Origin of the sequence: Streptomyces sp. NPDC048659, from assembly GCF_040650575.1 — a bacterium.
Classification (GTDB): domain Bacteria; phylum Actinomycetota; class Actinomycetes; order Streptomycetales; family Streptomycetaceae; genus Streptomyces.
This window is the reverse complement of sequence record NZ_JBEZHM010000023.1, coordinates 1-25,430: the sequence shown is the minus strand read 5'-3', so window position 1 is coordinate 25,430 and position 25,430 is coordinate 1. Positions and strand designations below refer to the sequence as shown.

Below are 25,430 nucleotides of genomic sequence, written 5' to 3'. Positions count from 1 at the left end.
GTTCGGGCGGACCCGGCGGGCGGGTCCGCCCCACCCTAGGGCGTCTCCGCCGGCTTCCGTCGGACCGGCCGCCCCGGGACCAGCAGGGAGATCAGGGCGACGGCGACGGCCAGCCCCGCCGCGAGGAGGAACACCAGCTGGTACCCGGCGGCCACGGCGGCCGCGGCCGGGGTGCCCGGCGCCGCGTCGGCCGCTCGCGCGCCCGCGGCCGTCGCCAGCACCGCGAGGCCGACCGAACCGCCCACCTGGTGCGCGGTGGTGGCGAGCCCGCCCACCGTCCCCGCGTACTCCTCGGGGGCGCCGGCCGTCGACGCGGCCATCAGGGCGGGGAAGGTCAGGCCGATGCCCGCCGAGACCAGCAGCGTGGGGCCGAGTACCCCGGTCGCGTACCCGCTGCCGGGGCCGGCGGCCGAGAGCCACAGGAAGCCCGCCACGAAGCAGGCGGCGCCGGCCAGGACCAGCGCGCGCACCCCGGCGCTCGCGAGCCGCCCCGAGGCGTACCGGGCGACCACCATGAAGCCGACGGCGGCGGGTGTCTGGCCCAGCCCCGCCTGGAGCGCGGAGAAGCCGAGGACGTTCTGGAGGAACAGCGCGGTGAAGTACCACAGGGCGATGGCGATCCCGCCGAAGAGCAGGAGCATCGCGTTGCCGGTGGCGATCGCCCGGCTCCGGAACAGCCGCAGCGGCACCATCGGGTGGGACGCCCGCGACTCCACCGCCAAGAAGACGCCCAGCAGCACCGCCCCCGTCAGGACCGGGCCGAGGACCGCGCCCGAGCCCCGGCCCCCGTCCGCGATGCCCGTGACGCCGAAGACCAGCGCGGCCAGCCCGAGGGTGCCGGTCAGCGCGCCGAGCACGTCGACCGGCTCCCGGCGGGCCGTGCGCGCGGCGGACAGCCGCGTCAGCGCCACGGCCACCAGCAGCGCGCCGACCGGGACGTTGACCAGGAAGACCCAGCGCCAGGACAGCCCCGTCGTGAACGCCCCGCCGACGATCGCGCCCGCGAGGCCGCCCACGCCGCCCGAGGAGGCCCAGGCGCCGAACGCCCGCGCCCGCGCGCCCGGTTCGGTGAAGTGGGTGTGGATGACCGCGAGCGTCGCCGGGGCCGTCAGCGCCGCGCCGACGCCCTGCGCCACGCGCGCCGCGACGAGCACCCCGGGCGTGGGCGCGAGCCCGCCGACGAGGCTCGACACCGAGAACACCAGCAGACCGGCGGTCAGCACCCGCCGCGCGCCCGCCAGGTCGGCCGCCCGGCCCCCGAGCAGCAACAGCCCGGCGAAGGCGAGCAGATAGCCGTTCACCACCCAGGCGACCCCGGTGTCGGTGAAACCGAGGTCCGCGCGGACCGAGGGCAGGGCGACGTTCACGATGGACGAGTCCAGGATCACCATGAACTGGCAGGCGCACACCAGCGCCAGGACCAGCCGGGCCCGCCGCCCGCCCGCCGGACCCGTCCCGCCCCGGGCCGTCGCGCTCTTCTCGTACTGTCCGGTGGCCACCGGCCGCTCCCTCGCTCGTCGTTCCCGGGCCTCGCCCCGGTCGTCCGGGGCGGCGTACGCAGCCTCCCGGGCCGGGGCGGGGCCGCACATCACGTGATCCCGGGATCTCGGATCCCGGCCCGGACCGACCCGAACCGGCCGCCCGGCCATACGTGTTCGAGCCAACCGCCCGGCGGGCACCGAGGGCCCGGAAAGCCGGGCGCCGCCCGGCGGGGGCGGCCGGTAGCGTGGGGCGCGAGGCGGGGGAGGACACGCGGATGCCCGGGGGACGCATGATCGGCAGGGACGCCGAACTGTCCCGTGTCCGCACGGCACTCGACGCCGTCGTGTCCGACACCGGCGGCTGCCTGGTCGTCGAGGGCCCGCCCGGCATCGGCAAGACCCGGCTGCTGACCGCCGCCCTCGCCGGCGCCGCCGACCGGGGCCTGGCCACCGCCGCCGGCCGCGCCACCGAACTCGACCACGCCGCCCCGCTGAGCACCCTGCTCGGCGCCCTCGGGAACGGCGCCCCCCGGCCCGTCGCCGGGCTCGACCGGCTCGCCGCCCACGCCGCGCCCGGCTTCGCGCTCGTCGACCGGATCGGCGGGCTGCTGGAACACCACGCCGCCCGGGGCCCGCTCCTGATCGCCCTCGACAACGTCCAGTGGGCCGACGAACTCACCGCCCTCGCCCTGCGCCTGCTGGTCCCCTCGCTGCGCACCTCGCCCGTCCTGTGGCTCCTCGCCGCCCGCACCACGCCGTCCGGCACCCCCGGGCGCGGCGCCGTGGACCTGCTCCTCCAGGAGGGCGCCGGACACCTCGTCCCCGGCCCCCTCGACCCCGCGTCGGTCCACGCCCTGTGCCGGGACCTCCTCGGCACCGAACCCGACCCCGAACTCCTGGCCTTGGCCGACCGGTGCGGGGGCAATCCGTTCCTGGTGGAGGCGCTGGCGGGCGGGGGGCGGCCCGTCGCTGGGTCTGCCGGGTCTGCCGGGCTCGCGTCCGCCGGGTCCGCCGCGCTCCCATCCGTACAGGCGCTCCCATCCGCCCCCGTACCCCCGCCCGCCCCCGTACCCCCACCCGCCCCCGGGCTCCCGCCCGGCTTCCCCGACGCCGTCCGGCGGCATCTGCGCGGGCTGTCGGAGGACGCCCACCGGCTGCTGCGGGCGGGCGCCGTCCTGGGGCGGCCGTTCACGCTGCACGAGGCCGCCGGGCTCTGGGGCCGCCCGGCCGTCGCGCTCGTCGCCGCCGCCGAGGAGGCGCTGCGGCTGGACGTGCTCGTCGAGAGCGGCCCCGAACTGGCCTTCCGGCACGACCTGATCCGCGAGTCCGTGCTCGCCGCCCTCCCCGGTCCCGTCCGCGAGGTGCTGCACCGCGAGGCGGTCGCCGTGCTGCGGGCCGAGGGCCGCCCCGCCGCCGAGGTCGCCGAACACCTCCTGCGCGGCGGCTCCCGCTGGACCGGCCCGGCCGTCGAGGCGCTGCGCGCCACCGTCACCGAGCTCGCCCGCACCTCCCCGAGCACCGCCGCCGACCTGGCCCTGCGCACCCTCGCCGCGCTCGGCGCCGGCCACCCCGGCCACCCGCCGCTCGCCGCCGAGGCAGTCGGCCTGCTCGCCGCCGCCGGGCGGATCGCCGAGGCGCGGGAGCTCGGCGAGACCGTGCTCGCGGCCGGGGCGCCCCCCGAGACCGAGGCCACGCTGCTGTACGGGCTGGCCGCCGCCCTCAAGCACGCCGGGCGGGACCGCGCCGCCGTCCGCTGCGCCGAACGGGCCCTCGCCCTGCCCCGTGTGCCCGACGCGGTCCGCGCCCGGGTGCTCGCCGTACAGGCCCACGCCCTGCTCAACGCGGGCGGACCCGGCGAGGCGGACCGCGCCGCCGAGCGCGCGGTGCGGCTCGCCCGCAGCGCCGCCGAACACCCCTCGGCGGTCTTCGGCACCGCCGCCCGCAGCATGGCCGCCCACGCCGCCGGGGACCTCGCCGCCGCCGTCGCCCTCGCCGAAGAGGCCGTCGGGACCGCCGACGAGCACGGCGGCGAGGCCGCCCAGCTCCACCCCCGCCTCTGGCTCGGCGCCGCCCTGACGGCGGCCGACCGCCTCACCGAGGCCGCCGCCGTCTACGCGTACGGGCAGCGCGAGGCCGACCGCTTCGGCACCGCCTGGTCAGGGCCCCTGTGGCACTACCACCGGGCCGAACTGTGGCTGGCCCGCGGGCGGTTCGACGACGCCCTCGCCGAGGCCGAGGCGGGCCTGCGGACCGCCGAACGGCTCACCACCCTCGCCATGGGCGTCCCCCTGCTCACCACCCTCGCCCGGCTGGCCCTGCACGCGGGCGACCCGGCGGCGGCGCGCGCCCGCCTCGCCGCCGCCCGGCGGCTCGACGCCGACGGCATCGGGTCCCGCACCGAGGACCTGGCCTGGTGCACCGCGCTGCTGCGGGAGGCCGAGGGCCGCCCCGAGCGGGCCCTGGAGGCCCTGGCGCCGCTCCTGGACGGCCTGCCGGAGCGGGCGCCGCTCCTCACCCGGGAGCCCGGCGCCGCCCCGCGCGCCGTCCGGCTCGCCCTGCGCGCCGGGGACCGCGCGCTCGCCGGGCGCGTCGCCGACGCGGTCGGGGCGCTGGCCCTCCGCAACCCCGGCCACGCCTCGCTGACCGCCGCCGCCCGCCACGCGCGCGGGCTGCTCGCCGGGGACCCGGCCCCGCTGCGGGCCGCCGCCGACGCGTACCGGGAGAGCCCCCGCGTACCGCTGCGCGCCGCCGCCCTGGAGGACCTGGGCGCGGCGCTGCGGCGCGCCGGACACGGGACCGAGGCCGCCGAGGCGAGCCGGGAGGCCCACGAGCTGTTCGCGGCGGCGGGCCCGCGCGGGGACGCCGACCGGATCGCCGCCCGCCTCGGCAGGACCCCGGACGTCCCGGCCGCGCCCGGCCCGTCGCCGCTCGCCGCCCTCGCCTGGAGCCGGCTGACCCGCTCCGAGGTCACCGTCGCCCGGCTGGTCGCGGACGGCCTCACCAACCGGGAGGCGGCGGCGCGCCTCTCGCTCTCCCCGCACACCGTGGACAGCCACCTGCGCCACATCTTCGCCAAGCTGGGCCTGTCCAGCCGCGTCGCGCTCACCCGCCTGGTCCTCGAACGCGACGCGGCCGGGCCGGAGGCCGCCGGGCCGGACGGCTGACCGGCTCGGCGCCTGACGGGCCCGTACGCCTGACCGACCCGTACGCCCAGCCCAGCCCGTACGCCAGCCCAGCCCAGCCCAGCCCAGCGCCGCGCCCCGCGCCCCCACCCCCGCCTACAACCACCCGGACCGCTGCGCCTGCAACGCCATCTGAAAGCGGTTCGCCGCGCCCAGCCGCGCCATCAGGACCTGCAGCCGCCGGAACAGGGTCCGGCGGCTGATCCCCAGCTCGCGGGCGATCACCTCGTCGCCCGCGCCGCCCGCCAGCAGCCGCAGCAGCCGCCGGTCGGACGGGGCGAGGCCGCCCGGCCGCGAGTCGTGGCCGTGGAACGGCAGCGCGTCCCGCCAGGACTGCTCGAACAGCGCCACCAGCGCCGACAGCAGCCCGCACGGCTGCACCACCAGCATCGTGTTCACCACGTCCGCTTCCCGGATGGACAGCGACACCAGCGCGTACGCCTCGTCGATGATCAGCAGCTTCACCGGCACCGACGGCAGCACCCGGGCCTGCTCCCCGGCCTCGATGCACGGCTCGATCACCTCCTTCAGGTGCCCGGGGTGCTCCAGCGACTCCCGCGCGTACACGACCCGCTGCCGCACGCCTCGCGCGAGCGTCGCCAGCGAGTCCTCCGTGACGCTGACCAGCGGCACGTACGGCGGCGACTCGAACTGCCGGATCTGCTCCCGGGCGCTCGCCCAGGCGTGCCGCATCCGCTGCCCGATCGCCTCGCCGGTCACGACCTCCACCAGATCGTCGTTGTACGCGGCCAGCCGGTGCCGCCGGAACGAGTCGAAGGCGCCGCCGACCGCGATCCGCGACTCCTCCAGCTCCGCCGCCCGGTGCCGGGCCAGGATCTCCAGGCCGGCCGCGGGCGGCACCGGCGCGACCACGTCCCCGGCGCCCTCGGCGCTGCTCGCGAGCCCCGCCTCGACCAGCCCGTCGTACGCGGCGGCCAGGGCCGCGCCGCCGAGCCCCGCCGCGCTCCCGATCTCGCCCAGCGGCGCGGGCGCCCGCTCCAGGAGCGCCAGATAGACCCGCACCGCCGCCTCGTCGATGCCGAGCAGCCGCAGTGCCTCGCCGAGTCGCGCGTTCGTCATGCCTCGCATTATCGGTCCTCCCCGCCCCACGATGGCCGATCAGTGCCAGTGGCACGCTCCGGCCCCGACACCCGCCCCGGGCCACTACCGTCCACCACGACGCCGGGCACGGCGGCACGGGCGCGCCCCGGCGAACGGGGGCGGGGCGCGCCCCGCCCCGCGCCGCCCCGGCACGACCAGCACCCACCGCGACGAAGGGACACACCGTGGCCAAGGGCCGGAAGAACGGTCTGTACGACGGCATCTCCGAGGAACTGTCCGCGCTGATGCGCACGGGCTGGGCCGACACGGAGCGGCGCGACCTCGCGCCGGACGAGCAGGCGCCCTACGCGGCCCGCCGCCGCGAGGCGCTGTCCGCCCGCTTCCCCGGCGAGCGCCTGGTGATCCCGTCGGGCAGGCTCAAGGTCCGCTCCAACGACGACACGTACCCCTTCCGCCCGTACACCGGCTACGTGCACATGACCGGCGACCAGGCCCGCGAGTGCGCGCTGGTGCTGGAGCCCCGCGAGGCGGGCGGCCACGACGCCGTCCTGTACACGCTGCCGCGCGACGGCCGGGACAGCGACGAGTTCTGGCTGGGCTACCACGCCGAGCTCTGGATGGGCCGCCGCCGCTCGCTCGCCGAGTCCGAGCGGGTCCTCGGCCTGCCCTGCCGCGATGTGCGCGGGCTCGCCGCCGACCTGGCCGCCGGCACCGGGGTCCCGACCCGGATCGTCCGCGAGCTCGACCCGGCCCTGGAGGCCGCCGTCACCACCGACGAGGACCGCGACGACGAGCTGGAAGAGGTCCTGAGCGACCTGCGGCTGGTCAAGGACGCGTGGGAGCTCGGCGAGATGCGCCGGGCCGTGGACTCCACGGTGCGCGGCTTCGACGACGTCATCCGCGAGCTGTCCAAGGCGATCGCCACCTCCGAGCGCTGGATCGAGGGCACCTTCTACCGCCGGGCCCGCCTGGAGGGCAACCACGTCGGCTACGGCACCATCGCCGCCGCCGGCGAGCACGCCACGATCATGCACTGGACCTCCAACGACGGCCCGGTCCGCCCCGGCGACCTGCTGCTCCTCGACGCGGGTGTGGAGACGCACAGCCTCTACACCGCCGACGTCACCCGCACCCTGCCCATCAGCGGCACCTTCACCGAGGTGCAGCGCAAGGCGTACGACGCGGTGTACGAGGCCCAGCAGGCGGGCTTCGACGCCGTGAAGCCGGGCGCCGCCTACCGTGACTTCCACGTCGCCTCGCAGCGCTACCTGGCGGAGAAGCTGGTCGAGTGGGGCTTCATCGAGGGCCCCGCCGACCGCGCGTACGAGCTCGGCCTCCAGCGCCGCTTCACCATGGCCGGCACCGGCCACATGCTGGGCCTCGACGTCCACGACTGCGCCCACGCGCGCAACGAGGAGTACGTGGACGGGGTCCTGGAGCCCGGCATGGTCCTCACCGTCGAGCCGGGGCTCTACTTCCAGCCCGACGACCTGACCGTGCCCGAGGAGTGGCGCGGCATCGGCGTCCGCATCGAGGACGACCTGGTGGTGACCGCCGACGGGCACGAGAACCTGTCCGCCGGCCTGCCGCGCACCGCCGACGAGGTCGAGGCGTGGATGGCCCGCACGGCGGGCTGAGCGCGCGGCGGCCGCGGCGGGGGTGAGGGAGCTCCCGCCGCGGCCGCCGGCGTCCGGGGTGTCAGCGCCGGGCGCCGAGCACCTCCCGCAGCAGCCCGCCGGACAGCCGCACCCCGTCCTCGGTGAGCAGCGACTCGGCGTGGAACTGCATCGACGCGAAGTGCGGCCCGCGCAGCGCGTGCACCTCGCCCGTGACCGGGTCGCGGCTCACCTCGACGAGCCCCACACCAGGGCGGTCGAACTCGTCCCCGGCGCTGCGTGCGGCGAACGTGTTGTAGAAGCCGACGCGTTCGCGGGCGCCGAAGAAGTCGATCTCCTGCTGGACGCCCTGGTTGGGCACGTCCCGGCGGGCCAGCGGGAGGCCGAGGCGCAGGCTCAGCACCTGGTGGCTGAGGCAGACCGCGAGGAAGGGGCGGCGCTCGGCCAGCAGGGTGTCGACGGCCCCGCGCAGGTGGGCGATCTTCGGGTGGGTCAGCTCCCTCGGGTCGCCGGGGCCCGGGCCCATCACCACCAGGTCGTGGCCCTCGAAGGCGTACGGCTCGTCGAAGCGACGGACCGTCACCTCAAGCCCCAGTGACCGCAGTTGGTGGTCGATCATCGAGGTGAAGGTGTCCTCGGCGTCCACCACGAGGACCCGCCGCCCGGTCAGCTCGGGCACCGGCCGGGACCGCTCGGCGTGGCCGGTGAACCAGAAGCCGGCCAGGGTGCCGTTGCGGCTCTCCAGCGCGGCGCGCACGTCGGGGTGGTGGTCGAAGCCGGGCGTGCCCGCCCCGGTGCCGGCGGCCCCGGCCGGGCCGGACTCCCGCAGCGCGGCGAGCAGTCCGGCCGCCTTGGCCCGGGTCTCGGCCACCTCGGAGTCGGGGTCGGAGTGCCGCACGAGGGTGGCGCCCACCCCGATCCGCACCCGGCCGGCCCGGTCGATGTCGGCGGTGCGGATGAGGATCGAGGAGTCCAGCGACCGCTCGCCCCAAGTGTCCCGCCCGATCAGCGCCACCACGCCGCTGTAGTAGCCGCGGCCCTCCGGCTCGTACTTCTCGACGACCCGGCAGGCGCTCTCCAGCGGGCTGCCGGTGACCGTCGGGGCGAACATCGACTCGCGCAGGATCTCGCGCGGGTCCAGCTCGGTGTGCCCCTCGATGAAGTACTCGGTGTGCGCGAGGCGGGCCATCTCCTTCAGGTAGGGGCCCACCACCCGCCCGCCGCCCGCGCAGATCCGGGCCATCATCTTGAGCTCTTCGTCGACGACCATGAACAGCTCGTCGGCTTCCTTCCGGTCCGAGAGGAAGTCCATCACCTCGGGCAGGACGGGGCCGCCGGCCGGATAGCGGTAGGTGCCGCTGATCGGGTTCATCACGGCGTTGCCGCCGCGGACGCTGATGTGCCGCTCTGGTGTGGCGCCGACGAAGGTCCGCTCGCCGGTGTGCACGACGAAGGTCCAGTAGGCGCCCGACTCGCCGCGCAGCAGGCGCCGGAAGAACGACAGCGCGCTGTGCGGGGTGTAGCCGGTGATGTCGGCGACGAACGACCGCTTGATGACGAAGTTCGCGCCCTCGCCGGTGCCGATCTCGTCCGCGATGACCCGCCGCACCGTCGCCGCGTACGTGTCGTCCGGGACGTCGAAGTCGCCGCCCGTCAGGTCGATCGGCAGGTCGGGGAGGCGCCGCAGCACCTCGTCCAGCGGGACGGCGGCCTGCTCGGTGACGCTCATCGCGATCAGCGGCTCGCCGTCGTCGGGCGCCGCGAAGCCGCGCTCGGTGATCTGCCGGTACGGGACGAGGGTCAGCAGCTCGTGCCGGGGACCGTCGCCCGGCTCCGGCGCCCCCTCGGGGAGCGGCAGGTCGGCGAGCGTCCTGGGGGTGGAGATCCGCCCCAGCAGGACGTCCACGGTCCCGTCCCCGGCGCTCTCGGGCCGGTGCAGCAGGGCGTACGGCGGCGGGTCGGCGGCCAGGACGGCGGCCAGCGGGTCGAAGGGCGTCGTGCTCATGCGCTCGCCCCCGCCGTCCGGGCGGCCGGAGCGGCCCCGAGCTGGGCGAGGACGTCCCCGGTGGTGGCGACGACCGCGCAGCGCTCGGCCGCGTACACCAGCGCCTGCCGGTGGTAGGCGGCGGAGAAGTCGGCCACCGCGTCGGCGACGAAGAACGGCTGGATGTCGTTGGTGAACGCCTCGACCGCCGTCATCAGCACGCCGACGTGCGCGTACACGCCGCACACCACGAGCTGGTCGCGGCCCCGCTCGCGCATCCACTCCAGCAGACCGGAGCGGAAGAAGGCGCTGTAGCGCCACTTGGTGAAGACCTCGTCGTCGGGGCCCGGCGCCAGCGGCTCCACCACCTCCCGGTCGGCCGGGTCGACGCGCATCCCGGGACCCCAGAAGTCCTTGAGCAGCCCGCGCTGCCCGTCGTCCATCCCGCCGGGCTGCGCCGTGTACGCCACCGGCATCCCGGTCGCGACGGCCCGCTCGCGCAGCAGCGCGGCGTTGCGCACCAGCGGCTCGCGCAGCGGGGCGGGGAAGGGGCGCAGGAAGTAGCGCTGCATGTCGTGGACGAGCAGCACCGCGCGGTCCGGGTCGGCGGACCAGCGGGCGGTGTTGCCGGGCAGTTCGTCCGCGGTCGGCAGCGCGTACGGCTCGATGGGGGGTATGCCCGCCATGGCTGTTCTCTCCTTGAGGGGAGGGGTGGGTGCGAAGGAGGGAGGGGCCGGAACCAGGGCCTGGGGCTTGGTCCTCGGGGCCCGGGGGCCGGGGACGGCCGGGCGGCACGGGGGGTCCGCGCGGCCGTCCCCGGCGCGGCTACGCGGCCGCGGGCCGGGCCGCGTGGGCGGGCGTCCACCAGGACGAGACCACGGAGAGGGCCTGGCCCGGGTTGAGCCGCGGGTCGCAGCAGCTCGTGTAGCGGGTGCCGACGAGGTCGACCTCGGAGGGGTTCAGCACGCACTCGGTGACGTCGTCGGGGGTGGTCTCCAGGTGCAGCCCGCCCGCGACCCCGCCGCCGGCGGCGACCGCGTCCCGGAACTCGTCGGCCTCGCGGGCGACCGTCTCCAGATAGCGGGACTTGAGGCCCGAGGGCGTGTTCACCGTGTTGCCGTGCATCGGGTCGGTGAGCCAGATCACCGGGTGCCCGGCGGCGCGGACGGCGGCGACCAGCGAGGGCAGCCGCTCGGCGGCGTTCCCGGCGCCCATCCGGGCGATCAGGGTGAGCCGGCCCGCCTCCCGCTCCGGGTCGAGCCGCTCGCACAGGGCCAGCAGCTGCTCGGGGGTCATGTCCGGCCCGACCTTGCAGGCCACCGGGTTGACGACCTCGGCGAGCAGGGCGACGTGGGCGCCGTCGAGCTGCCGGGTGCGGTCGCCGATCCACGGGAAGTGCGTGGAGGTCAGCAGCAGCCGCCCGTCGGACCGGCGGCGCAGCATGGGGACCTCGTAGTCGAGCAGCAGCGCCTCGTGGCTGGTCCACACGGGCGCGCCGATGCGGGTGCGGCCGGGGGCGTCGAGCCAGCCGAGGCCCGCCATCACCCGGCGGGCTGCCTCGTACCCCGACAGCAGCCGGTCGGGGTCGGGCCGCCGGGACTCCGGGTCGGGCTCGGGGCTGTTGACCATGTGGCCCCGGAAGACGGGGAGTTCGAGGTCGCCGACCCGCTCGGTGGGCTTGGAGCGCGGCTTGCCGTACTGGCCGGCCATGCGGCCGATCCGGACGACCGGTCTCGCCGTGGCCATCTGGAGCTGCCCGGCGAGCACGTTCAGGAGTCCCGCCTTGCGGGCGACGTGGCCCGGGGTGGACTCGGCGGTGTCCTCGGCGCAGTCGCCCGCCTGCACGATGTGGGCCTCGCCCGCCGCGACCCGGGCCAGCATGGAGCGCAGGGTGCGCACGTCCTCGTCGGCGACGAGCGGCGGCAGGGTGGCGAGCTCCTTGCGTACCCGGAGCACGTGGGACTCGTCCTCCCACGGAGGCTGCTGTAACGCGGTCTCATAACGAATGTCGAGCAGGGCGTCGTCCATCGGATTCTCCAATCGCGCGGCGGCATACGGCGATGCGGGACGCGAAGAAGGGAAAGAGAAAGGAGGGGGAGAGAGGGGGAGAGCGGAGGAGAGAAGAGAGAGAAAAGGGCAGGGCGCGAATTCCCGCTCGTGATCGATCGTCCGATGGATTTCGGCGCGCCGGGGGAAACGGGGGCGGTATCCGTCAGGTGACGCGCTATCCGTCAAGTGGCCGTGGATATGTCAAGTGCGTGTGACGGTGCGCTAGTTGAATGGCGCGGGCACAAGAAGAGACCGGCGGGCCGACGGTGGGGAAACCGTCGGCCCGCCGGTCGCGGGGAAAGCGGTGCGCGTGCGCGCGTGCGTTCGTGTGCGTGCTCGTGTGCGGGGGAGTGGTGCCTGTGGTGGCGGTGCCGGTCAGGCGGTGCGCGCGTGGGCGTCGCTCCTGGCCAGGGCGACGATCGCGTGGGCGGCCGAGGCGAGCGTGATGTGGCGGTGCCAGCCGCCGAAGGAGCGCCCGGAGAAGTCCCGGATGCCGACCCGGTCGGCGATCTCGGTGAAGTCCCGGTCCACCCGGTCGGCGAGCCTGGTCAGCCGCACCAGGGAGGCGGGCGGGGCCGCCGTCAGGTTGGTCAGCCACAGCTTGGCCGGCCAGCGGCCGCCCTCCTCGCCCACGCCGAGGAGCAGCACCTCCCCCCGGCCGGAGGGGGCGCCGGGCAGGGCCGGCCCGGTGACCCGTACGGTCGCGGCCCAGTGGGTGCGGGGCGCGCCGCCCGGATCGGGCGAGGCGAGGGTGACCGGGCGCCGCAAGTCCTTCGCCGTCATCATGATCTGCTCGGCGGTGAGCGGGGCGCGCCCGGCGCCGGGCAGCGCGGGGTCGGCGACGGTGAGGGGCTGGTCCTCGCAGACGCTGACGAGCAGCGGCATCCCGGTGGCGTGCAGCTTCTCGAAGATGGGGACGGCGTGCACCTCGCAGGAGTCGAGGACGAAGGGGCGCACGGGCAACTGCCAGCGGGTGACGGCCTCCAGGCAGGCTTCGACCACGGATTCGCTGAGGGTCTCCACGGGGACGTCGTCGGGGATCGCCACCTGGCTGCGGCGCAGGTCGTCCTTGAGCCACGCCTGGGGCAGGTGGAGGCGCCAGTTCACCGGGGTGCTGGTGGTGTCCGAGGCGGCCCAGACACCCACCGCCCGCTGGGCGTTGAGCATCTGGCCGAGGGTCGGGAAGAAGTGCCGGTCCACGCCGACCGAGTGGCGGCCGGTCTTCGGGATGATGACCGGCTGCACCACCCATGCCTGCGGCGGGCGGGCGTCCACCCAGTGGTCGGCGAGCGCCCGGCGGATCGGGATCCAGTCCCAGGTGGAGGCCGAGATGAAGTGGTGGAGGTTCTGCTCGGACGCCTGCTCGCCGAGCAGGGCGGCGATGTTCCGGACGGACTTGCGGCCCGGGGTCTCCAGCAGGCCCCGCAGGTACTGGACGGCCTTCCTGCACTGGTCGTTGCGGGACAGCGAGGTGAAGAGCGTCGAGGAGAACTCCGAGAGCACGGCGTCGTGGGTGCCGGAGGGGAAGGGGAAAGGGGACGGGGAGGGAGCGGGGGCGAGGCCGGGGACGGATGTGGGGGCGGGGTGGGTCCCTCGCGTCGGAGCGGGGGGACGCGGGTCGAGGCTGAGCATGAATCTCCTCACTACTGATCCAGCCCGCGCTCGCGAGCATCCACGGTGATCGAACAGGAGCACGGGGTGAGCCCGGGCTGACAGTAGGGGGCGGCGGGCGGGGTGATCCATCACGAGCAGGAGGAGAGTGTCAGGTTACCGAACGGTAGTCCCGTTGATGTGGGTGACATCACCGCCGCCGTCCCGCGCCGGGCCCGGTCGCGGGCCGTCGCGACCGCCAGGTGGGCCACCGAGGCCAGCGTGATGTGCCGGTGCCAGCCGGGGAACGAGCGCCCGGCGAAGTCCCGCAGCCCGACCCCGTCCGCTATCTCGGCGGAGTCCCGCTCCACGACCCGGGGCATCCGGGTGAGCCGCAGCGCGGGCACGAGCAGCGAGGAGGAGAGGTTGCTCAGCCACAGCCGGCGCCCGCCGGGGTGCCACTCGCCGAGCAGCGTCAGGGCCTGCCGCCCCGGCCGCGCCACCACCACCGGCACCGCCGCGGCCGTGGTCCGCCCGTCGCCCGGGTCCACCCGCTGCCGCAGATAGGGCAGCGACTCCGCCAACTCGCCCGCCGTGCGCTGCAGATCGCCGTACCGGGGCAGCACGGAGCGGTCGAGCCGTACGGGCGCCGCCGGATCGATCCGCACCAGGAACGGCAGCCCCGTCGCCGCCAGCGAGCGCGCCACCGCCGTCCCGTCCGCCTCCGGGACGTCCACGACGACGGGCAGCCTCGCCGTGCAGCGGATCTCCGTCAGGGCCGCCACGGCCCGGCGCACGCCCTCCTCGACCCCGCAGGCGGTGGCGTCCGGCGGGACGCTCGCCCGCTCGCGCAGCGGATCGGCGGTCCAGCGGGCGGACAGGCACAGCTGCCAGTCGACCGGCACCGCCAGGCGCTCCGAGGCCAGCCAGGTGCCCACCGCCCGCTGCCCGTTGACCGTCCCCAGCGGGGTGCGCTGGGGGTCGGCGCCGACCGAGTGCGGGCCCGCCTTGGGGATCAGCGTCGAGCGGATCACCCACGCCTCGGGGGCCAGCGTCCGCTGCGCCTGCCGGGCCAGCGCGTGCCGGATCGGCGTCCACTCCCAGGGGGAGCTGGTGATGAAGTGGTGCACGCTCTGCTGCGCCGAGGCCCCGTCGAACTGGGCCGCCAGGCTCCGCAGCGTCTTGCGCCCGGCCACCGACAGCAGCCCGCGCACGTACTGTTCGGCCTTCACCCGCTGCCCGTTGCGCTGCAGCGAGCCGAACAGGCGGCGTAAGGACTCCGGATCGAGCCCCGCCGACCCCCGCCCGACCCCCGCGCTCCCGTGTTCCCGCAGGTTCCCCATCGTGCGCCGTGACCCCCTGCCGCAGAGAAAGAGGACTTCCGTCCGGTTTCTTTATACGGCGCGCTTCCGGGGCGACCGCACATTCGCGCCAAAACTGACAAGGCGTTCGTCTGCGGCGAGGCCCCTCCGGCGGGGGCGGGAGGGCGTCCGGGACGGGGTCCGGGAAGCCCGGGAGGGGAGACGGGCTCCCCTTTACTGTTGCTTGGGTCTACATTTACTTATGACCGAAACCACTCTCACCCCATGCCCGCCCCTGCCGCCCGCCGCGCCCTCGTTGGGCGCCTGCGCGCACCTGCGGCGTCCCGAACACCTGCTCGTGACCGGCTGGGAGCGCCGCTCCGAGCACCAGGTCGTCCTGGCCGTCAGATGGCCCGCGGTCCAGGGCGACTTACCGTACGACCCGCGGATACTCGCCCAGACCGTACGGCAGTCGGGGCTGGTCGTCGCCCATGCCGCGTACGGCGTCCCGCTGTCCCACCAGACCATGCTCAGCGCCCTCGACCTGTCCGTGGCCCCCGGTCTGCGGCTGCCCCGCGGGCGGTGCGCGGCCCTGGAGGTCCGGGTCGCGGTGCGCGCCGGCGGGTCCGGCCGACGGACGGCCGGAACACTGCACATGAGCTTCGAGATCCTTTCGGGTGCAAGTATCCTGGCCCGCGCCGAGAGCACGTTCGCCTGGATATCGGAGCGGGTCTACGCCCGGCTCCGCGGCCCCCGGCGGGAGCTGGAGTGGGGCGCCTGGGAGATACCGGAGCCGGTGGACCCCCGGCTCGTCGGGCGCGCCTCCCCGGGGGAGGTGGCGCTGGCCGCCGGCGACCGCCCCGGCCGCTGGCTGCTGCGCAACGACCCGGGGGACCGGCTGCTCTTCGACCACCCCGTCGACCACGTGCCCGGACTCGCGCTGCTGGAGGCGGCCGACCAGGCGGCGCGCGCCCTGCGGGCCCCGGCGCCCTTCGAGCCCCTCGTGATCGAGGCCGCGTACCAGCGTTACGTCGAGTTCGACCGCCCCTGTTGGCTCACGGCCGAGCCGCTGCCCGAGCCTGGTGCGGTGCGGGTGGTCGGGACGCAGGAGGGCGAGCAGGCGTTCCGGGTCGACTTCCGGACCGGCCAGGGGGCCGGTGTCGGGGCCGGCCCCGACACCGGGATCGGCTTCGGCTCCGGAGCCGGGATCGGCTTCGTGACCGGCCCCGGTCCCGACCCCGCCCCCGGCCGCTCGGGTCCCGCCGGCGGCTGACCGCGCGCACGACTCGGCCCTGCGTTCCGCCCCCGTCGACGAGGGGCCGGTCCGCAGGGCCGGGAGTGTCCGCGCGGGACGCGTGACGCGTTACGGGGCGGCCGTGAGCGACTCCGCCTCGGCGGGCTCGTCCTTGCGCTCCTTCGGGATCCAGCGCACGGCGAGGACGCCGAGGGCCAGGCAGAGCACGCTCGCCACGCCGACCGCCACGTGCAGACCGGTGAGGAACGCCTCCTCGGCCTCGGCGACCAGGGCGGGGGAGAGGCCCGGCTTGTCCAGCGTCTCGTCGAGGGTGCCCGCCACGTCGGGGCCGAACAGGCGGAAGCAGACCGCCGCGAGCGAGCCGAGCAGCGAGATGCCCAGCGCGTTGCCCAGCTCGTTGCTGGTCTCGGCGAGCGAGGCGGCCGAACCGGCGCGCTCCGGCGGCACCGCGGCGACGGCGGTGTCGGCGACCAGGCTGAAGGAGAGGCCGTAGCCGACCCCGGCGATGATCGTGGAGGCGATGAACGCCGCCACGCCGTGCTCGGTGGTCGTCAGCAGCAGGAGGAGCAGGCCGACGCCCATGAAGAAGTGGGAGGCGATGAGCGCGTTCCGGGTGCCGATCCGCTCGGCGATGGTGCTGGTCCGGATGCAGACCACGGTCAGGACGGCGGCGCCGGGCAGGGCGAGCAGGGCCGCCGCCAAGACGCTGTAGCCGAGCACCGACTGGAGGTAGATGCCGCTGAGGTAGCCGGCGGCGGCCCAGGCGACCAGGGTCAGCAGGCCGGTGAGGATCGCCACCGTGAACACGCGGTCCTTGAAGAGCCGCAGGTCGAGCAGCGGGTGTTCCAGGTCGAACTGGCGGCGCACGAACCACACCAGGAGCCCGACGCCGACGACGCCGGTGACGACCTGGACGAGCGAGAGGCCCTCGGCGGCGGCCGTCTTGACCGAGAAGACAGCCAGCAGGATGCCGACGGCGGACAGGACGACGCTGAGGGCGTCCACCTTGCCGGGGTTGGTGGTGCGGACCTCGCGCAGCAGCACCGGCGCGAAGACCAGGAACAGCACCACGACCGGCAGGTTGATGAGGAAGACCGAGCCCCAGGAGAAGCGGCTGAGCAGCAGGCCGCCGACGACCGGGCCGACCGCGAATCCGGCGGCGAAGGTGGCCGCGAAGATGCCGATGGCCTGCGAGCGCTGGCGGGCGTCGTGGAACAGGTTGCTGATGATGGCGAGGCCGGCGGGGAGCAGGGTGGCGCCGCCGAGGCCCATCAGCGCGCGGCAGGCGATGAGGATCTCCGGGCTCGGCGCGAGGGCCGCGCCGGCCGAGCCGATGCCGAAGACGACGGCGCCGGTCAGCAGGAACTTGAGGCGCCCGTAGCGGTCGCCGAGGTTGCCGAAGGCGATGAGCAGGGAGGAGACCACGAAGCCGTAGATGTCCAGGATCCACAGTGCCTGGTCGGTACTGGGCGTGATCGCGGACGTGATGCTCGGCATCGCGAGGTACAGGACGGAGCCGTCCATCGCGACGAGCGCGACCGGGCCGAGCACGATGACGAGGCCCAGCCAGGCCCGTCGGTCGGCACGCTCCGCGACTAAGTCGGGGGAAGTCACGGGGAGCAACCTTTCAGTGGAAGGTGCGAAGAGGTTCGGGACCGCTGCATACGGCGTACGCGAAAGGGGGCGCGCGTCGCGGGCGAACGGCGTGCGTACATCGTACGCGAATTTTCTGCGTACGTCGTACGCAAGCTGCTGGTTATAATAACGCATGGCCATCAAGACACAAGGCAGGCAAGTGAGTTCGCCGAGCCTGTCGCGCGGGGCGATCGTGGCAGCCGCGGTCCGCATCGCCGACGCCGAGGGCATCGCCGCGATCTCGATGCGACGGCTCGCGACCGAGCTGGACTCGGGCGTCATGTCGCTCTACCGCCACGTGGCGAACAAGGACGCGCTGCTCACCCTCATCACCCAGGCGGCGTGCGACGAGCACCCCTACCCCGAGCCCGCGCCGCCGGACTGGCGCGACGCGATGCGGCTCGCCGCCCGGCTGGACTGGGAGGTGTACTGCTCCCACCCCTGGGCCCTGGTCACCTCCAGCTCCGCCCGGCACTTCTCCGACACCTCCTGCCTCGACTGGATGGTCGACGCCCTCGGCGACCTCACCGACGCCCCCGACCTGGCGCGGACCTGCTCCATCGCGCTCTGGTCGTACGTCCAGGGCGTCTGCATCCAGCACGTGGCGCAGCAGTTGCTGCCCGGCGGCGAGAAGGCCGAGCAGTCCCCGCTGCGGGCCACCGAGGAGGACTTCGAGACGGGCCTGGAGATCTTCCTGGACGGGATGGAGCTGCGCGCCGCCCGCGCGGGCACCGGCCGCCCCGACCCGGCCCCCGGCCGCACTTTCTCGGCCGCCACCGGCCGCTGACGGCGCCCGGCGGGGGCCCCGGCCGGCCTCGGCCGACCCCGGCGGAGGGGTGTCCGGCCCGGGGCCGCGTCGTTGGGCACGGCATGACGACCACCCAGTCGAACCCCACCACGACCAGGCGCAACGACCAGGAAGCCGACGCTCCGGATCTCGCGCCGCTCGCCTTCGCCGGCTACGCCCACTTCACCGCCGCCCAGGTCCGCGGCGGCCGGATCCGCGCCCTCGACCTGCATCTGGCGCGCCTGCGGCACGGCTCGCTCGCGCTCTTCGGGCGGGCCCTGCCCGACGAGCGGGTGCGGGCCCTGCTGCGCGCCGCCCTCGACCAGGCGCCCGCCGACGTCTCGCTGACCGCCACGGCCTACCTGCCGTCCGGCGAGTTCACCGTCGCCGGACCCGAGGAGCGGCCCGAACTCCTCATCCGCACCGGCCCGCCCGCGACCGGCCCCGAAGGCCCGCTGTCCCTCGCGGTGGTCGAGCACGAGCGGTTCCTGCCGTCCGTCAAGCACGTCGGCGAACCCGCCAAGACCTACTTCCTGCGCCAGGCGGCGGACCAGGGCCACGACGACGTCGCCTTCACCGACCGCCGCGGCCGGCTCAGCGAGGCGTCCATCTGGAACCTCGCCTTCTGGGACGGCGACACCGTGCTGTGGCCCGAGGCGGCGATGCTCGACGGCATCACCATGAGCGTCGTCCGGCGGCAGCTCGACCTGCTGGGCGTCCCCCAGCGGACCCGCGAGCTCACCCCCGCCGACCTGCCCGGACTCGCCGGGGCCGCCGTCATGAACTCCTGGACGCCGGGCGTCCCGGTCACCCGGATCGGCACCGCCGAACTGCCCGACGCGCCCGACTTCCTGGCGCTGCTGCACCGCGCCTACCAGGCCGAACCGCTCAGCTCCCTGTAGGGCACGGGCACCCCGCACAGCTCACCGTCGGTCATCGCGCCACAGGCGTGCGGCGCGTGCCGCCCGTCGTACCGCCCGTCGTGACGGCCCTCGGGCCGCCCGTCGTGCCGGCGGCGCGCCGACGGTGAGTCGCCGCCCGCGCGGGGCGGCCCGCCCGCCGCGTCGCCCGCCGGGTCGATCCGCGCGCCGCCCGCCGCGTCGATCCGGCCCCGTACGCCGTCCGCGGCCAACTGCGGCAGCACCAGCCGCCAGAACGGGGTCACCGACTGCGCGGGCCGGGCGGCGGCCCGGTCCCGCTCCAGGCCCTCCACCCCCGCCATCACCGCCGTGATCGCGGCCACCGCGTCGTCGAGGTCCACCCCCGGCGCGAGGCTGCCCTGCCGCCGGGCCAGCTGCAGCACCCCGCGCACCCAGTCCCGCCAGTGCCGCCAGGGGCTCGCCGCGCCCGCCCAGCCCGGGTCGTGGCCCAGGCCGAAGCCCGCCCGCAGCACCAGGTCCCCGGCGACCCGCCGGGCCAGCGCGTGCGAGGTGTCGACCAGCAGCTGGAGCGGCGCCGGATGCCAGGAAGGGACCTGGCCGGTGACGCACAGCAGGATCTCGACGGCGGCCGACTGGACCGCCTCGCCGAGCGCCTGCTTATTGCGGAAATGGAAGTGCAGCGCGCCCTGGCTGACCCCGGCCAGGGCGCAGATCTGCCCGATGGAAGAACCCGCGAATCCGCCCCGGTCGAAGACCTCGGCGGCGGAGCGGATCAATAGTCGGCGTGTTTTCGCGGCACGATCCTGCATGACGATGCGCACTCCGGGAGAAGAAGGGGAGCGGTGAGGGAAAAGCGACCCGCGCGCGGTCCGCCGGGCACCCCACGGGCACCCGGTCGCGGCGGAATCGGGGACGCACTTCCCGTGCGCCGCTCCACTCTTACCACGTCCGCAATGGGAAGGCGGCACCCAACGGCCATACCCGTGGCTGACCTGACAGATAGTCGGCCGATTCTCGGGACGCCCGAACCGTTGTGTCTAGCATCGAGTGACGGACGGAACGGCACGGCGCCATTCGTACGGCGGCCCCCGAGGCCGCCGGTATTCCCGCCGGAATACTGGCGCGCGCCCGCCTGCCGTCCGATCGGCCATTCCCTGATTGCCCCCGATATCCCTGATCCCCTTGATCCCCTTGATCCCCCCGATTCCCCGAATCGACCTGATCACGTGACGCGGAGAACCAGAATGCGACTTGCGCAAGTGGTGGCGGCTGTCATGCAGCGCCACGCGGACCGGCCCGCCATCGGCGAGCGCGTCAAGGAACTCGCGACGGACGCCGGGACGGGACGGGTCTCCATCCGGCTGCTGCCCCGCTACGAGACCACCAGCTACCGCGAACTGTGGGCCCGGGTGCGCGCCGTGGCCGGCGAGTGGCACCACCACCCCGAGCACCCGCTGGGCGCCGGCGACCGGGTCGCCCTGCTCGGCTTCACCAGCCGCGACTACACGACCCTCGACCTCGCCTGCATCCACCTCGGCGCCGTCTCCGTACCGCTGCAGACCAGCTCCGCGCCCGCGCAGCTGCGCTCCATCGTGGCCGAGACCGAGCCCTTCACCCTCGCCGCCAGCCTGGAACGGCTCGATGTCGCCGTCGAGTTGGTGAGCACGAGCGAGTCCGTCCGCCGCCTCGTCGTCTTCGACGCCCACCCCGGCGCCGACACCCACCGCGAGGCCCTGGACACGGCCCGCGCCCGCCTGGCCGAGACCCGGCCCGACGTCACCGTCGACCTGCTGACCACCCTCGTCGAGCGCGGCACCGCCCTGCCCGACGCCCCCCTGTACGAGGGTGTCGAGGGCGAGGACCCGCTCGCCATGCTCATCTACACCTCCGGCAGCACCGGCACCCCCAAGGGCGCCATGTACACCGAGCGGCTGGCCGCCGCGATGTGGGGCGGCGCCTGGTCGAAGCTCTTCGACGAGTCGTACGCCGTCACCTTCCACTACGCGCCGATGAGCCACGTCGCCGGCCACTCCTCCCTCAAGGCCACCATGGCCCGCGGCGGCACCAGCTACTTCACCGCCAGCAGCGACCTGTCCACCTTCTTCGAGGACGTGGCCCTCGCCCGGCCCACCGAACTCTCCCTCGTCCCGCGCGTGTGCGAGATGCTCCACCAGCGCTTCCGCGCCGACGTCGAGCGCCGCACCGCCGCCGGAGCCGACCGTGCCGCCGCCGAGGCCGAGGTCCGCGCCGACCTGCGCGAGAACGTCCTGGGCGGCCGGGTCACCTGGGCCAGCAGCAGCTCCGCCCCGCTCTCCGCCGAACTCACCGCCTTCACCGAGTCCCTGCTCGGCCTGGAACTCCACAACGTCTACGGCTCCACCGAGGCCGCCGGAGTCTCCGTCGACGGGGTGCTGCTGCGCCCGCCGGTCACCGACTACAAGCTCGCCGACGTCCCCGAACTCGGCTACTTCCGCACCGACACGCCCCACCCGCGCGGCGAACTGCTCCTGAAGACCGACGTCATCATCCCCGGCTACTACAAGCAGCCCGAGCTCTCCGCCGAACTCTTCGACGAGGACGGCTACTACCGCACCGGAGACATCGCCGCCGAACTCGGCCCCGACCGGATCGCCATCGTGGACCGCCGCAAGAGCGTCCTCAAGCTCTCCCAGGGCGAGTTCGTGGCCACCGCCCGCCTGGAGGCCGTGTTCGCCGCGGGCCCGCTGGTCCGCCAGATCTTCGTCTACGGCAACAGCGAGCGCTCCTATCTGCTCGCAGTCGTCGTCCCCACCCCCGAGGCGCTAGCCGAATTCGGCCCCGACGCGCCCGAGTTGCGGCAGCGGCTCGCCGAGTCCTTCCAGGAACTCGCCAAGGAGACCGGCCTCAACTCGTACGAGATCCCCCGCGACGTCCTCATCGAGACGGAACCCTTCAGCCAGGCCAACGGTCTCCTCTCGGACCACCGCAAGCTGCTCTGGCCCCGGCTCGTCGAGCGGTACGGCGAGCCGCTCGAAGCGCTCTACGCCGACACCGCCGCCCGCGAGGACGCCGAACTCGCCGACATCCGCGCCGCCGGCGCCGACCGGCCCGTCCTGGAGACCCTCCAGCGCGCCGTCCGCGCCCTCATCGCGGGCTCGCTCGCCGAGGTCGACCCCGCCGCGCACTTCCGCGACCTGGGCGGCGACTCGCTGACCGCCGTGCAGTTCTCCAAGCTGCTCCAGGACACCTTCGGCGTCCGGGTCCCCGTCGACATGCTGATCAGCCCCGCCTACGACCTGCGGCACCTCGCCGAGCACATCGAGGCCCGCCGCGGCGCCACCGCCGAGCGCCCCACCTTCGCCTCCGTGCACGGCGAGGACAGCACCGACGTCCACGCCAAGGACCTCACCCTCGACGCCTTCCTCGACGCCCGCGTCCTCGACGGCGCCCGCGACCTGCCCCGCCCCGAGGGCGCGCCGCGGACCGTGCTCCTCACCGGCGCCAGCGGCTACCTGGGACGCTTCCTCGCCCTCCAGTGGCTGGAACGGCTCGCCCCCGAGGGCGGGCGCCTCATCGCCCTCGTCCGCGGCAAGGACGCCGCCGCGGCCCGCCGCCGGCTCGACGCCGCCTTCGACAGCGGCGACCCCGAGCTCGTACGCACCTACGGGGAGCTGGCCGAGGGGCACCTGGAGGTGGTGGCGGGCGACATGGCCGAGCCGCGCCTCGGCCTGGACGAGGCCACCTGGGACCGGCTCGCCGACGAGGTGGACGCCGTCGTGCACGCGGGCGCCCTCGTCAACCACGTGCTGCCCTACCCGCAGCTCTTCGAGGCCAACGTGGTCGGCACCGCCGAGCTGATCCAGCTCGCGCTCACCCGCCGCGTGAAGCCCTTCACGTACATCTCCAGCGTCGCCGTCGCCACCGCGCGCCCCGGCGAACCCGCCCTGGACGAGACCGCCGACGTGCGCGCCGCGCTCCCGGAGATGGCGGTGGACGGCGGCTACGCGGGCGGCTACGCGACCAGCAAGTGGGCGGGCGAGGTCCTGCTCCGCGAGGCCCACGACCTGTGCGGGCTGCCCGTCACGACCTTCCGCTCCAACATGATCCTCGCGCACAGCCGGTACGGGGGACAGCTCAACGTCCCCGACATGTTCAGCCGCCTGCTGTTCAGCGTCCTCGCCACCGGGATCGCGCCGCGCAGCTTCTACCGCGCGGACGGCGGGCGGGCCCACTACGACGGCCTGCCCGTCGACTTCACCGCCGCCGCCGTGGTCGCCCTCGGCGCCGGCGGAGCGGGCGAGGACGCCTCCGGCTACCGCACCTTCAGCCTGGTCAACCCCAACGACGACGGGGTCTCCCTGGACCGGATCGTCGACTGGCTGGCCGAGGAGGGGCACCGGGTCGAGCGGATCGAGGACCACGCCGACTGGTACGTGCGCTTCGAGGCGGCCATGCGCGCCCTGCCGGAGGCCCAGCGGCAGTACACGGCCCTCCAGATCCTGCACGGCTTCCGGGCGCCCGAGGAGTCCGTACCGGGCTCCGTCATCCCCTCCGACCGCTTCCGCGCCGTCGTCCGCGCGGGCGCCGTGGCCGGCCACGAGGACATACCCAGCCTGGGCCGCCCGCTGGTCGCCAAGTACGCGCGGGACCTGCGGGGGCTGGGGGGCTTGGGGGGCTGAGGGGGACTGGGGGGACTGGAGGGACTGAGGGGACTGAGTGAGACCGTGGGGACTGAGTGAGGCCGTGGGCGGGGTAGGCACCCGGGCATGACCACACCTTCACACTCCGCCCACACCATCCACACCGCTCCCTCCGCCCTCTCCTCTCTCTCCGTCCCCTCCGCCCACTCGGACCGCTCCGGTCTCCTGGCCGGGAAGAGCGTCCTCGTCACCGGCGCGAGCAGCGGCATCGGTGCCGCCGCCGCGCGGGTGTTCGCCCAGGAGGGCGCGGCGGTGGTCCTCGCCGCGCGCCGGGAGGACCGGCTCGCCGCGCTCGTCGAGGAGATACGGGCCAAGGGCGCCGAAGCCGCGTACGTCGTCTGCGACGTCACGCGCGCCGAGGACGCGGCCCGGGCCGTCGACTTCGCCGAGACCCGCCACGGGCGGCTCGACGCGGCCTTCAACAACGCCGGGATCGGCGGCGACCGAACGCCCCTGCACCTGATGTCCGACGAGGTCTACGACACGGTGATGGACGTCAACGTGCGCGGGATCTGGAACTGCCTGCGGCCCGAGATCGCCGCCATGCTCCGGCACGGCGGCGGCGCGATCGTCAACAACAGCAGCGTCGCGGGGCTCGTGGCCATCCCGGCCGCCGCGCCCTACATCGCGGCCAAGCACGCCGTCGTCGGCCTCACCCGGGCCGCGGCGGACGAATACGCCCAGCAGGGCATCCGGGTCAACGCCGTCGCCCCGGGCACCACCCGCAGCGAGATCACCGAGGACTGGTTCCGGCGCAACCCCGGCCTGGAGAGCACGGTGAACGCGATGACCCCGCAGGGCCGTACGGCGGCGCCCGAGGAGATCGCCGCCGCGGCGGCCTGGCTGCTCAGCGACCGGTGCCCGTTCCTGACCGGGACGGTGCTGCCGGTGGACGGCGGTTTCGTCAACCAGTGACGGACCGCGCGGGACGCGGCGCCGGCGGATCCCCCGCCGCCGGCGCCGCACCCGTCTCTGTATCCGTATTCGCACCCGAATCTGCACCCGCACGCGTATCCGTTCCGCAGGCGCGTGCGAACATCGAGCGAACGCTTGATAACATACCGAGCCTTTGTGAGCGGGAGTCAGCGGAAGAGACAGCGGAAGAGTTGGAGGGGGCGGCCGAGTGGCGCGGCAGGAGCGGGCGATCCGCACGCGGGAGTCCATCCTCGAATCCATGGCGAGCCTCTTCAACGAGGTCGGCTACGAGGCCGCCACCATCGCGGCCCTCGTCGAGCGCACCGGACTCACCCGGGGCGCCCTGTACTTCCACTTCCCCACCAAGGAGTCGATGGCGCACGGCGTGCTGGCCCGCGCCGTCACCCGCGAGGGAATCCTTCCGCAGACGTACAAACTCCAGGAGTGGGTGGACCTGGGCCTGCTGCTGGCCCACCGGCTGCCCCGCGAGCCGATGCTGCGCGCCGCCGTCCAGCTCTCCGTCGACCCCAAGGCCCGCAGCCTGTTCGGCACCCGCTGGCCGGACTGGATCGACCTGGGCCAGGACCTCCTCGTCGAGGCGGGGGCGCGCGGCGAACTGCTGCCGCACGCCGTCCCGGCCGAGATCGCCCGCCTCACCGTCGGCGCCTGGACCGGCGTCCAACTGGTCACCGAGGCCCTGCCGGACGACCGCGGCCTCTCCGAGGAGATCGCCCGGCTCTACCAGTTGATCCTCCCCAACATCGCGAGCGTCGGCGTCCTCGCGAAGCTGGACACCTCGCCGTACCGCGCGGAGCGGCTGCTGGGGAGCGGGCCGGGGCCGGTTCTCCCGGAGGGCCAGGAGGACCGGGAGGACCGGGAGGGCCGGGGGGACCAGGCGGACCAGGCGGACCGCGCGGGCTAGGTCCTGTCGTCAAATGTCACGTCCACATCAGGAGTGAGGCGAGGGTGACGGCGGCTTCGTAGGACTGGGCGGTTTTGTCGTACCGGGTGGC

At 74.9% G+C, this 25,430-nt stretch carries 17 protein-coding genes; 8 read left to right on the top strand and 9 right to left on the bottom strand.

Going from position 1 to position 25,430, the window contains the following annotated elements; translation table 11 throughout:
• Positions 1 to 35: 35 nt before the first annotated feature.
• Positions 36 to 1,499 (bottom strand): MFS transporter, encoded by a 1,464-nt coding sequence (locus AB0C99_RS19165; RefSeq protein WP_362476311.1) that lies wholly within the window; start codon positions 1,497 to 1,499, stop codon positions 36 to 38.
• Between the two features lie 257 nt (positions 1,500 to 1,756).
• Here AB0C99_RS19165 and AB0C99_RS19160 point away from each other — a divergent pair, with 257 nt between their 5' ends.
• A complete protein-coding gene (locus tag AB0C99_RS19160) occupies positions 1,757 to 4,645 on the top strand; it encodes an AAA family ATPase (RefSeq protein ID WP_362476309.1) in 2,889 nt (962 codons plus the stop codon).
• 114 nt (positions 4,646 to 4,759) lie between these two features.
• On the opposite strand, the gene AB0C99_RS19155 is transcribed toward AB0C99_RS19160, so the two are convergent.
• The gene (locus tag AB0C99_RS19155) at positions 4,760 to 5,743 is read right to left on the bottom strand and encodes a helix-turn-helix transcriptional regulator (protein WP_362476307.1); all 984 of its coding nucleotides are present in this window, start codon (positions 5,741 to 5,743) and stop codon (positions 4,760 to 4,762) included.
• Positions 5,744 to 5,949: 206 nt separating this feature from the next.
• Here AB0C99_RS19155 and AB0C99_RS19150 point away from each other — a divergent pair, with 206 nt between their 5' ends.
• On the top strand, positions 5,950 to 7,362 hold the full coding sequence (locus tag AB0C99_RS19150) for an aminopeptidase P family protein (protein ID WP_362476305.1): 1,413 nt from the start codon (positions 5,950 to 5,952) through the stop codon (positions 7,360 to 7,362).
• A 61-nt stretch (positions 7,363 to 7,423) separates the two neighbouring features.
• On the opposite strand, the gene AB0C99_RS19145 is transcribed toward AB0C99_RS19150, so the two are convergent.
• The 5 genes from AB0C99_RS19145 to AB0C99_RS19125 form a co-directional block, all read right to left on the bottom strand.
• A complete protein-coding gene (locus AB0C99_RS19145) occupies positions 7,424 to 9,346 on the bottom strand; it encodes an anthranilate synthase family protein (RefSeq protein WP_362476303.1) in 1,923 nt (640 codons plus the stop codon).
• A complete protein-coding gene (locus AB0C99_RS19140; protein ID WP_362476301.1) occupies positions 9,343 to 10,011 on the bottom strand; it encodes an isochorismatase family protein in 669 nt (222 codons plus the stop codon). Before AB0C99_RS19140 ends, AB0C99_RS19145 begins: the two co-directional genes overlap by 4 nt.
• Before the next feature lie 139 nt (positions 10,012 to 10,150).
• On the bottom strand, positions 10,151 to 11,353 hold the full coding sequence (locus AB0C99_RS19135) for a 3-deoxy-7-phosphoheptulonate synthase (protein WP_362476299.1): 1,203 nt from the start codon (positions 11,351 to 11,353) through the stop codon (positions 10,151 to 10,153).
• A 396-nt stretch (positions 11,354 to 11,749) separates the two neighbouring features.
• On the bottom strand, positions 11,750 to 12,877 hold the full coding sequence (locus AB0C99_RS19130; RefSeq protein ID WP_362476297.1) for a transposase: 1,128 nt from the start codon (positions 12,875 to 12,877) through the stop codon (positions 11,750 to 11,752).
• 239 nt (positions 12,878 to 13,116) lie between these two features.
• Positions 13,117 to 14,307, bottom strand: a complete 1,191-nt coding sequence (locus AB0C99_RS19125) for a transposase (RefSeq protein ID WP_362476296.1) — start codon at positions 14,305 to 14,307, stop codon at positions 13,117 to 13,119.
• A gap of 220 nt (positions 14,308 to 14,527) precedes the next feature.
• Here AB0C99_RS19125 and AB0C99_RS19120 point away from each other — a divergent pair, with 220 nt between their 5' ends.
• Positions 14,528 to 15,538, top strand: coding sequence for a ScbA/BarX family gamma-butyrolactone biosynthesis protein (locus AB0C99_RS19120; RefSeq protein ID WP_362476294.1), 1,011 nt, complete (start codon positions 14,528 to 14,530; stop codon positions 15,536 to 15,538).
• Between the two features lie 90 nt (positions 15,539 to 15,628).
• Here the strand turns inward: AB0C99_RS19120 and AB0C99_RS19115 are convergent, their stop codons facing one another.
• The gene (locus AB0C99_RS19115) at positions 15,629 to 17,044 is read right to left on the bottom strand and encodes an MFS transporter (protein ID WP_362476467.1); all 1,416 of its coding nucleotides are present in this window, start codon (positions 17,042 to 17,044) and stop codon (positions 15,629 to 15,631) included.
• Positions 17,045 to 17,315: 271 nt separating this feature from the next.
• Here AB0C99_RS19115 and AB0C99_RS19110 point away from each other — a divergent pair, with 271 nt between their 5' ends.
• Together AB0C99_RS19110 and AB0C99_RS19105 are read left to right on the top strand one after the other, a co-directional pair.
• Positions 17,316 to 17,942, top strand: a complete 627-nt coding sequence (locus tag AB0C99_RS19110; RefSeq protein ID WP_362476292.1) for a TetR/AcrR family transcriptional regulator — start codon at positions 17,316 to 17,318, stop codon at positions 17,940 to 17,942.
• An 83-nt stretch (positions 17,943 to 18,025) separates the two neighbouring features.
• Positions 18,026 to 18,844: an aminotransferase class IV family protein gene (locus AB0C99_RS19105; protein WP_362476290.1), complete on the top strand. Its 819-nt coding sequence runs from the start codon at positions 18,026 to 18,028 to the stop codon at positions 18,842 to 18,844.
• Here the strand turns inward: AB0C99_RS19105 and AB0C99_RS19100 are convergent.
• A complete protein-coding gene (locus AB0C99_RS19100; protein ID WP_362476465.1) occupies positions 18,814 to 19,632 on the bottom strand; it encodes a ScbR family autoregulator-binding transcription factor in 819 nt (272 codons plus the stop codon). The genes AB0C99_RS19105 and AB0C99_RS19100 overlap by 31 nt on opposite strands.
• Before the next feature lie 144 nt (positions 19,633 to 19,776).
• On the opposite strand from AB0C99_RS19100, the gene car reads away from it, so the two are divergent.
• From car to AB0C99_RS19085, 3 genes are all read left to right on the top strand, one after another.
• Complete coding sequence (gene car, locus AB0C99_RS19095) at positions 19,777 to 23,481, top strand: carboxylic acid reductase (RefSeq protein WP_362476288.1); 3,705 nt, start codon at positions 19,777 to 19,779, stop codon at positions 23,479 to 23,481.
• An 87-nt stretch (positions 23,482 to 23,568) separates the two neighbouring features.
• Positions 23,569 to 24,417 carry a glucose 1-dehydrogenase gene (locus AB0C99_RS19090; protein ID WP_362476286.1) on the top strand — a complete coding sequence of 283 codons (849 nt, stop codon included), beginning with the start codon at positions 23,569 to 23,571 and terminating at the stop codon, positions 24,415 to 24,417.
• Positions 24,418 to 24,625: 208 nt separating this feature from the next.
• Complete coding sequence (locus AB0C99_RS19085; RefSeq protein WP_362476285.1) at positions 24,626 to 25,339, top strand: ScbR family autoregulator-binding transcription factor; 714 nt, start codon at positions 24,626 to 24,628, stop codon at positions 25,337 to 25,339.
• The last annotated feature ends 91 nt before the right edge of the window (positions 25,340 to 25,430 follow it).

Coding starts and splice junctions, on each gene's coding strand:
- AB0C99_RS19160 (WP_362476309.1), top strand. CDS start 1,757: ATGCCCGGGGGACGCATGATCGGCAGGGACGCCGAACTGTCCCGTGTC.
- AB0C99_RS19140 (WP_362476301.1), bottom strand. CDS start 10,011: ATGGCGGGCATACCCCCCATCGAGCCGTACGCGCTGCCGACCGCGGAC.
- AB0C99_RS19090 (WP_362476286.1), top strand. CDS start 23,569: ATGACCACACCTTCACACTCCGCCCACACCATCCACACCGCTCCCTCC.
- AB0C99_RS19115 (WP_362476467.1), bottom strand. CDS start 17,044: ATGGACGGCTCCGTCCTGTACCTCGCGATGCCGAGCATCACGTCCGCG.
- AB0C99_RS19125 (WP_362476296.1), bottom strand. CDS start 14,307: ATGGGGAACCTGCGGGAACACGGGAGCGCGGGGGTCGGGCGGGGGTCG.
- AB0C99_RS19145 (WP_362476303.1), bottom strand. CDS start 9,346: ATGAGCACGACGCCCTTCGACCCGCTGGCCGCCGTCCTGGCCGCCGAC.
- AB0C99_RS19100 (WP_362476465.1), bottom strand. CDS start 19,632: ATGCAGGATCGTGCCGCGAAAACACGCCGACTATTGATCCGCTCCGCC.
- car (WP_362476288.1), top strand. CDS start 19,777: ATGGGAAGGCGGCACCCAACGGCCATACCCGTGGCTGACCTGACAGAT.
- AB0C99_RS19120 (WP_362476294.1), top strand. CDS start 14,528: ATGACCGAAACCACTCTCACCCCATGCCCGCCCCTGCCGCCCGCCGCG.
- AB0C99_RS19155 (WP_362476307.1), bottom strand. CDS start 5,743: ATGACGAACGCGCGACTCGGCGAGGCACTGCGGCTGCTCGGCATCGAC.
- AB0C99_RS19135 (WP_362476299.1), bottom strand. CDS start 11,353: ATGGACGACGCCCTGCTCGACATTCGTTATGAGACCGCGTTACAGCAG.
- AB0C99_RS19105 (WP_362476290.1), top strand. CDS start 18,026: ATGACGACCACCCAGTCGAACCCCACCACGACCAGGCGCAACGACCAG.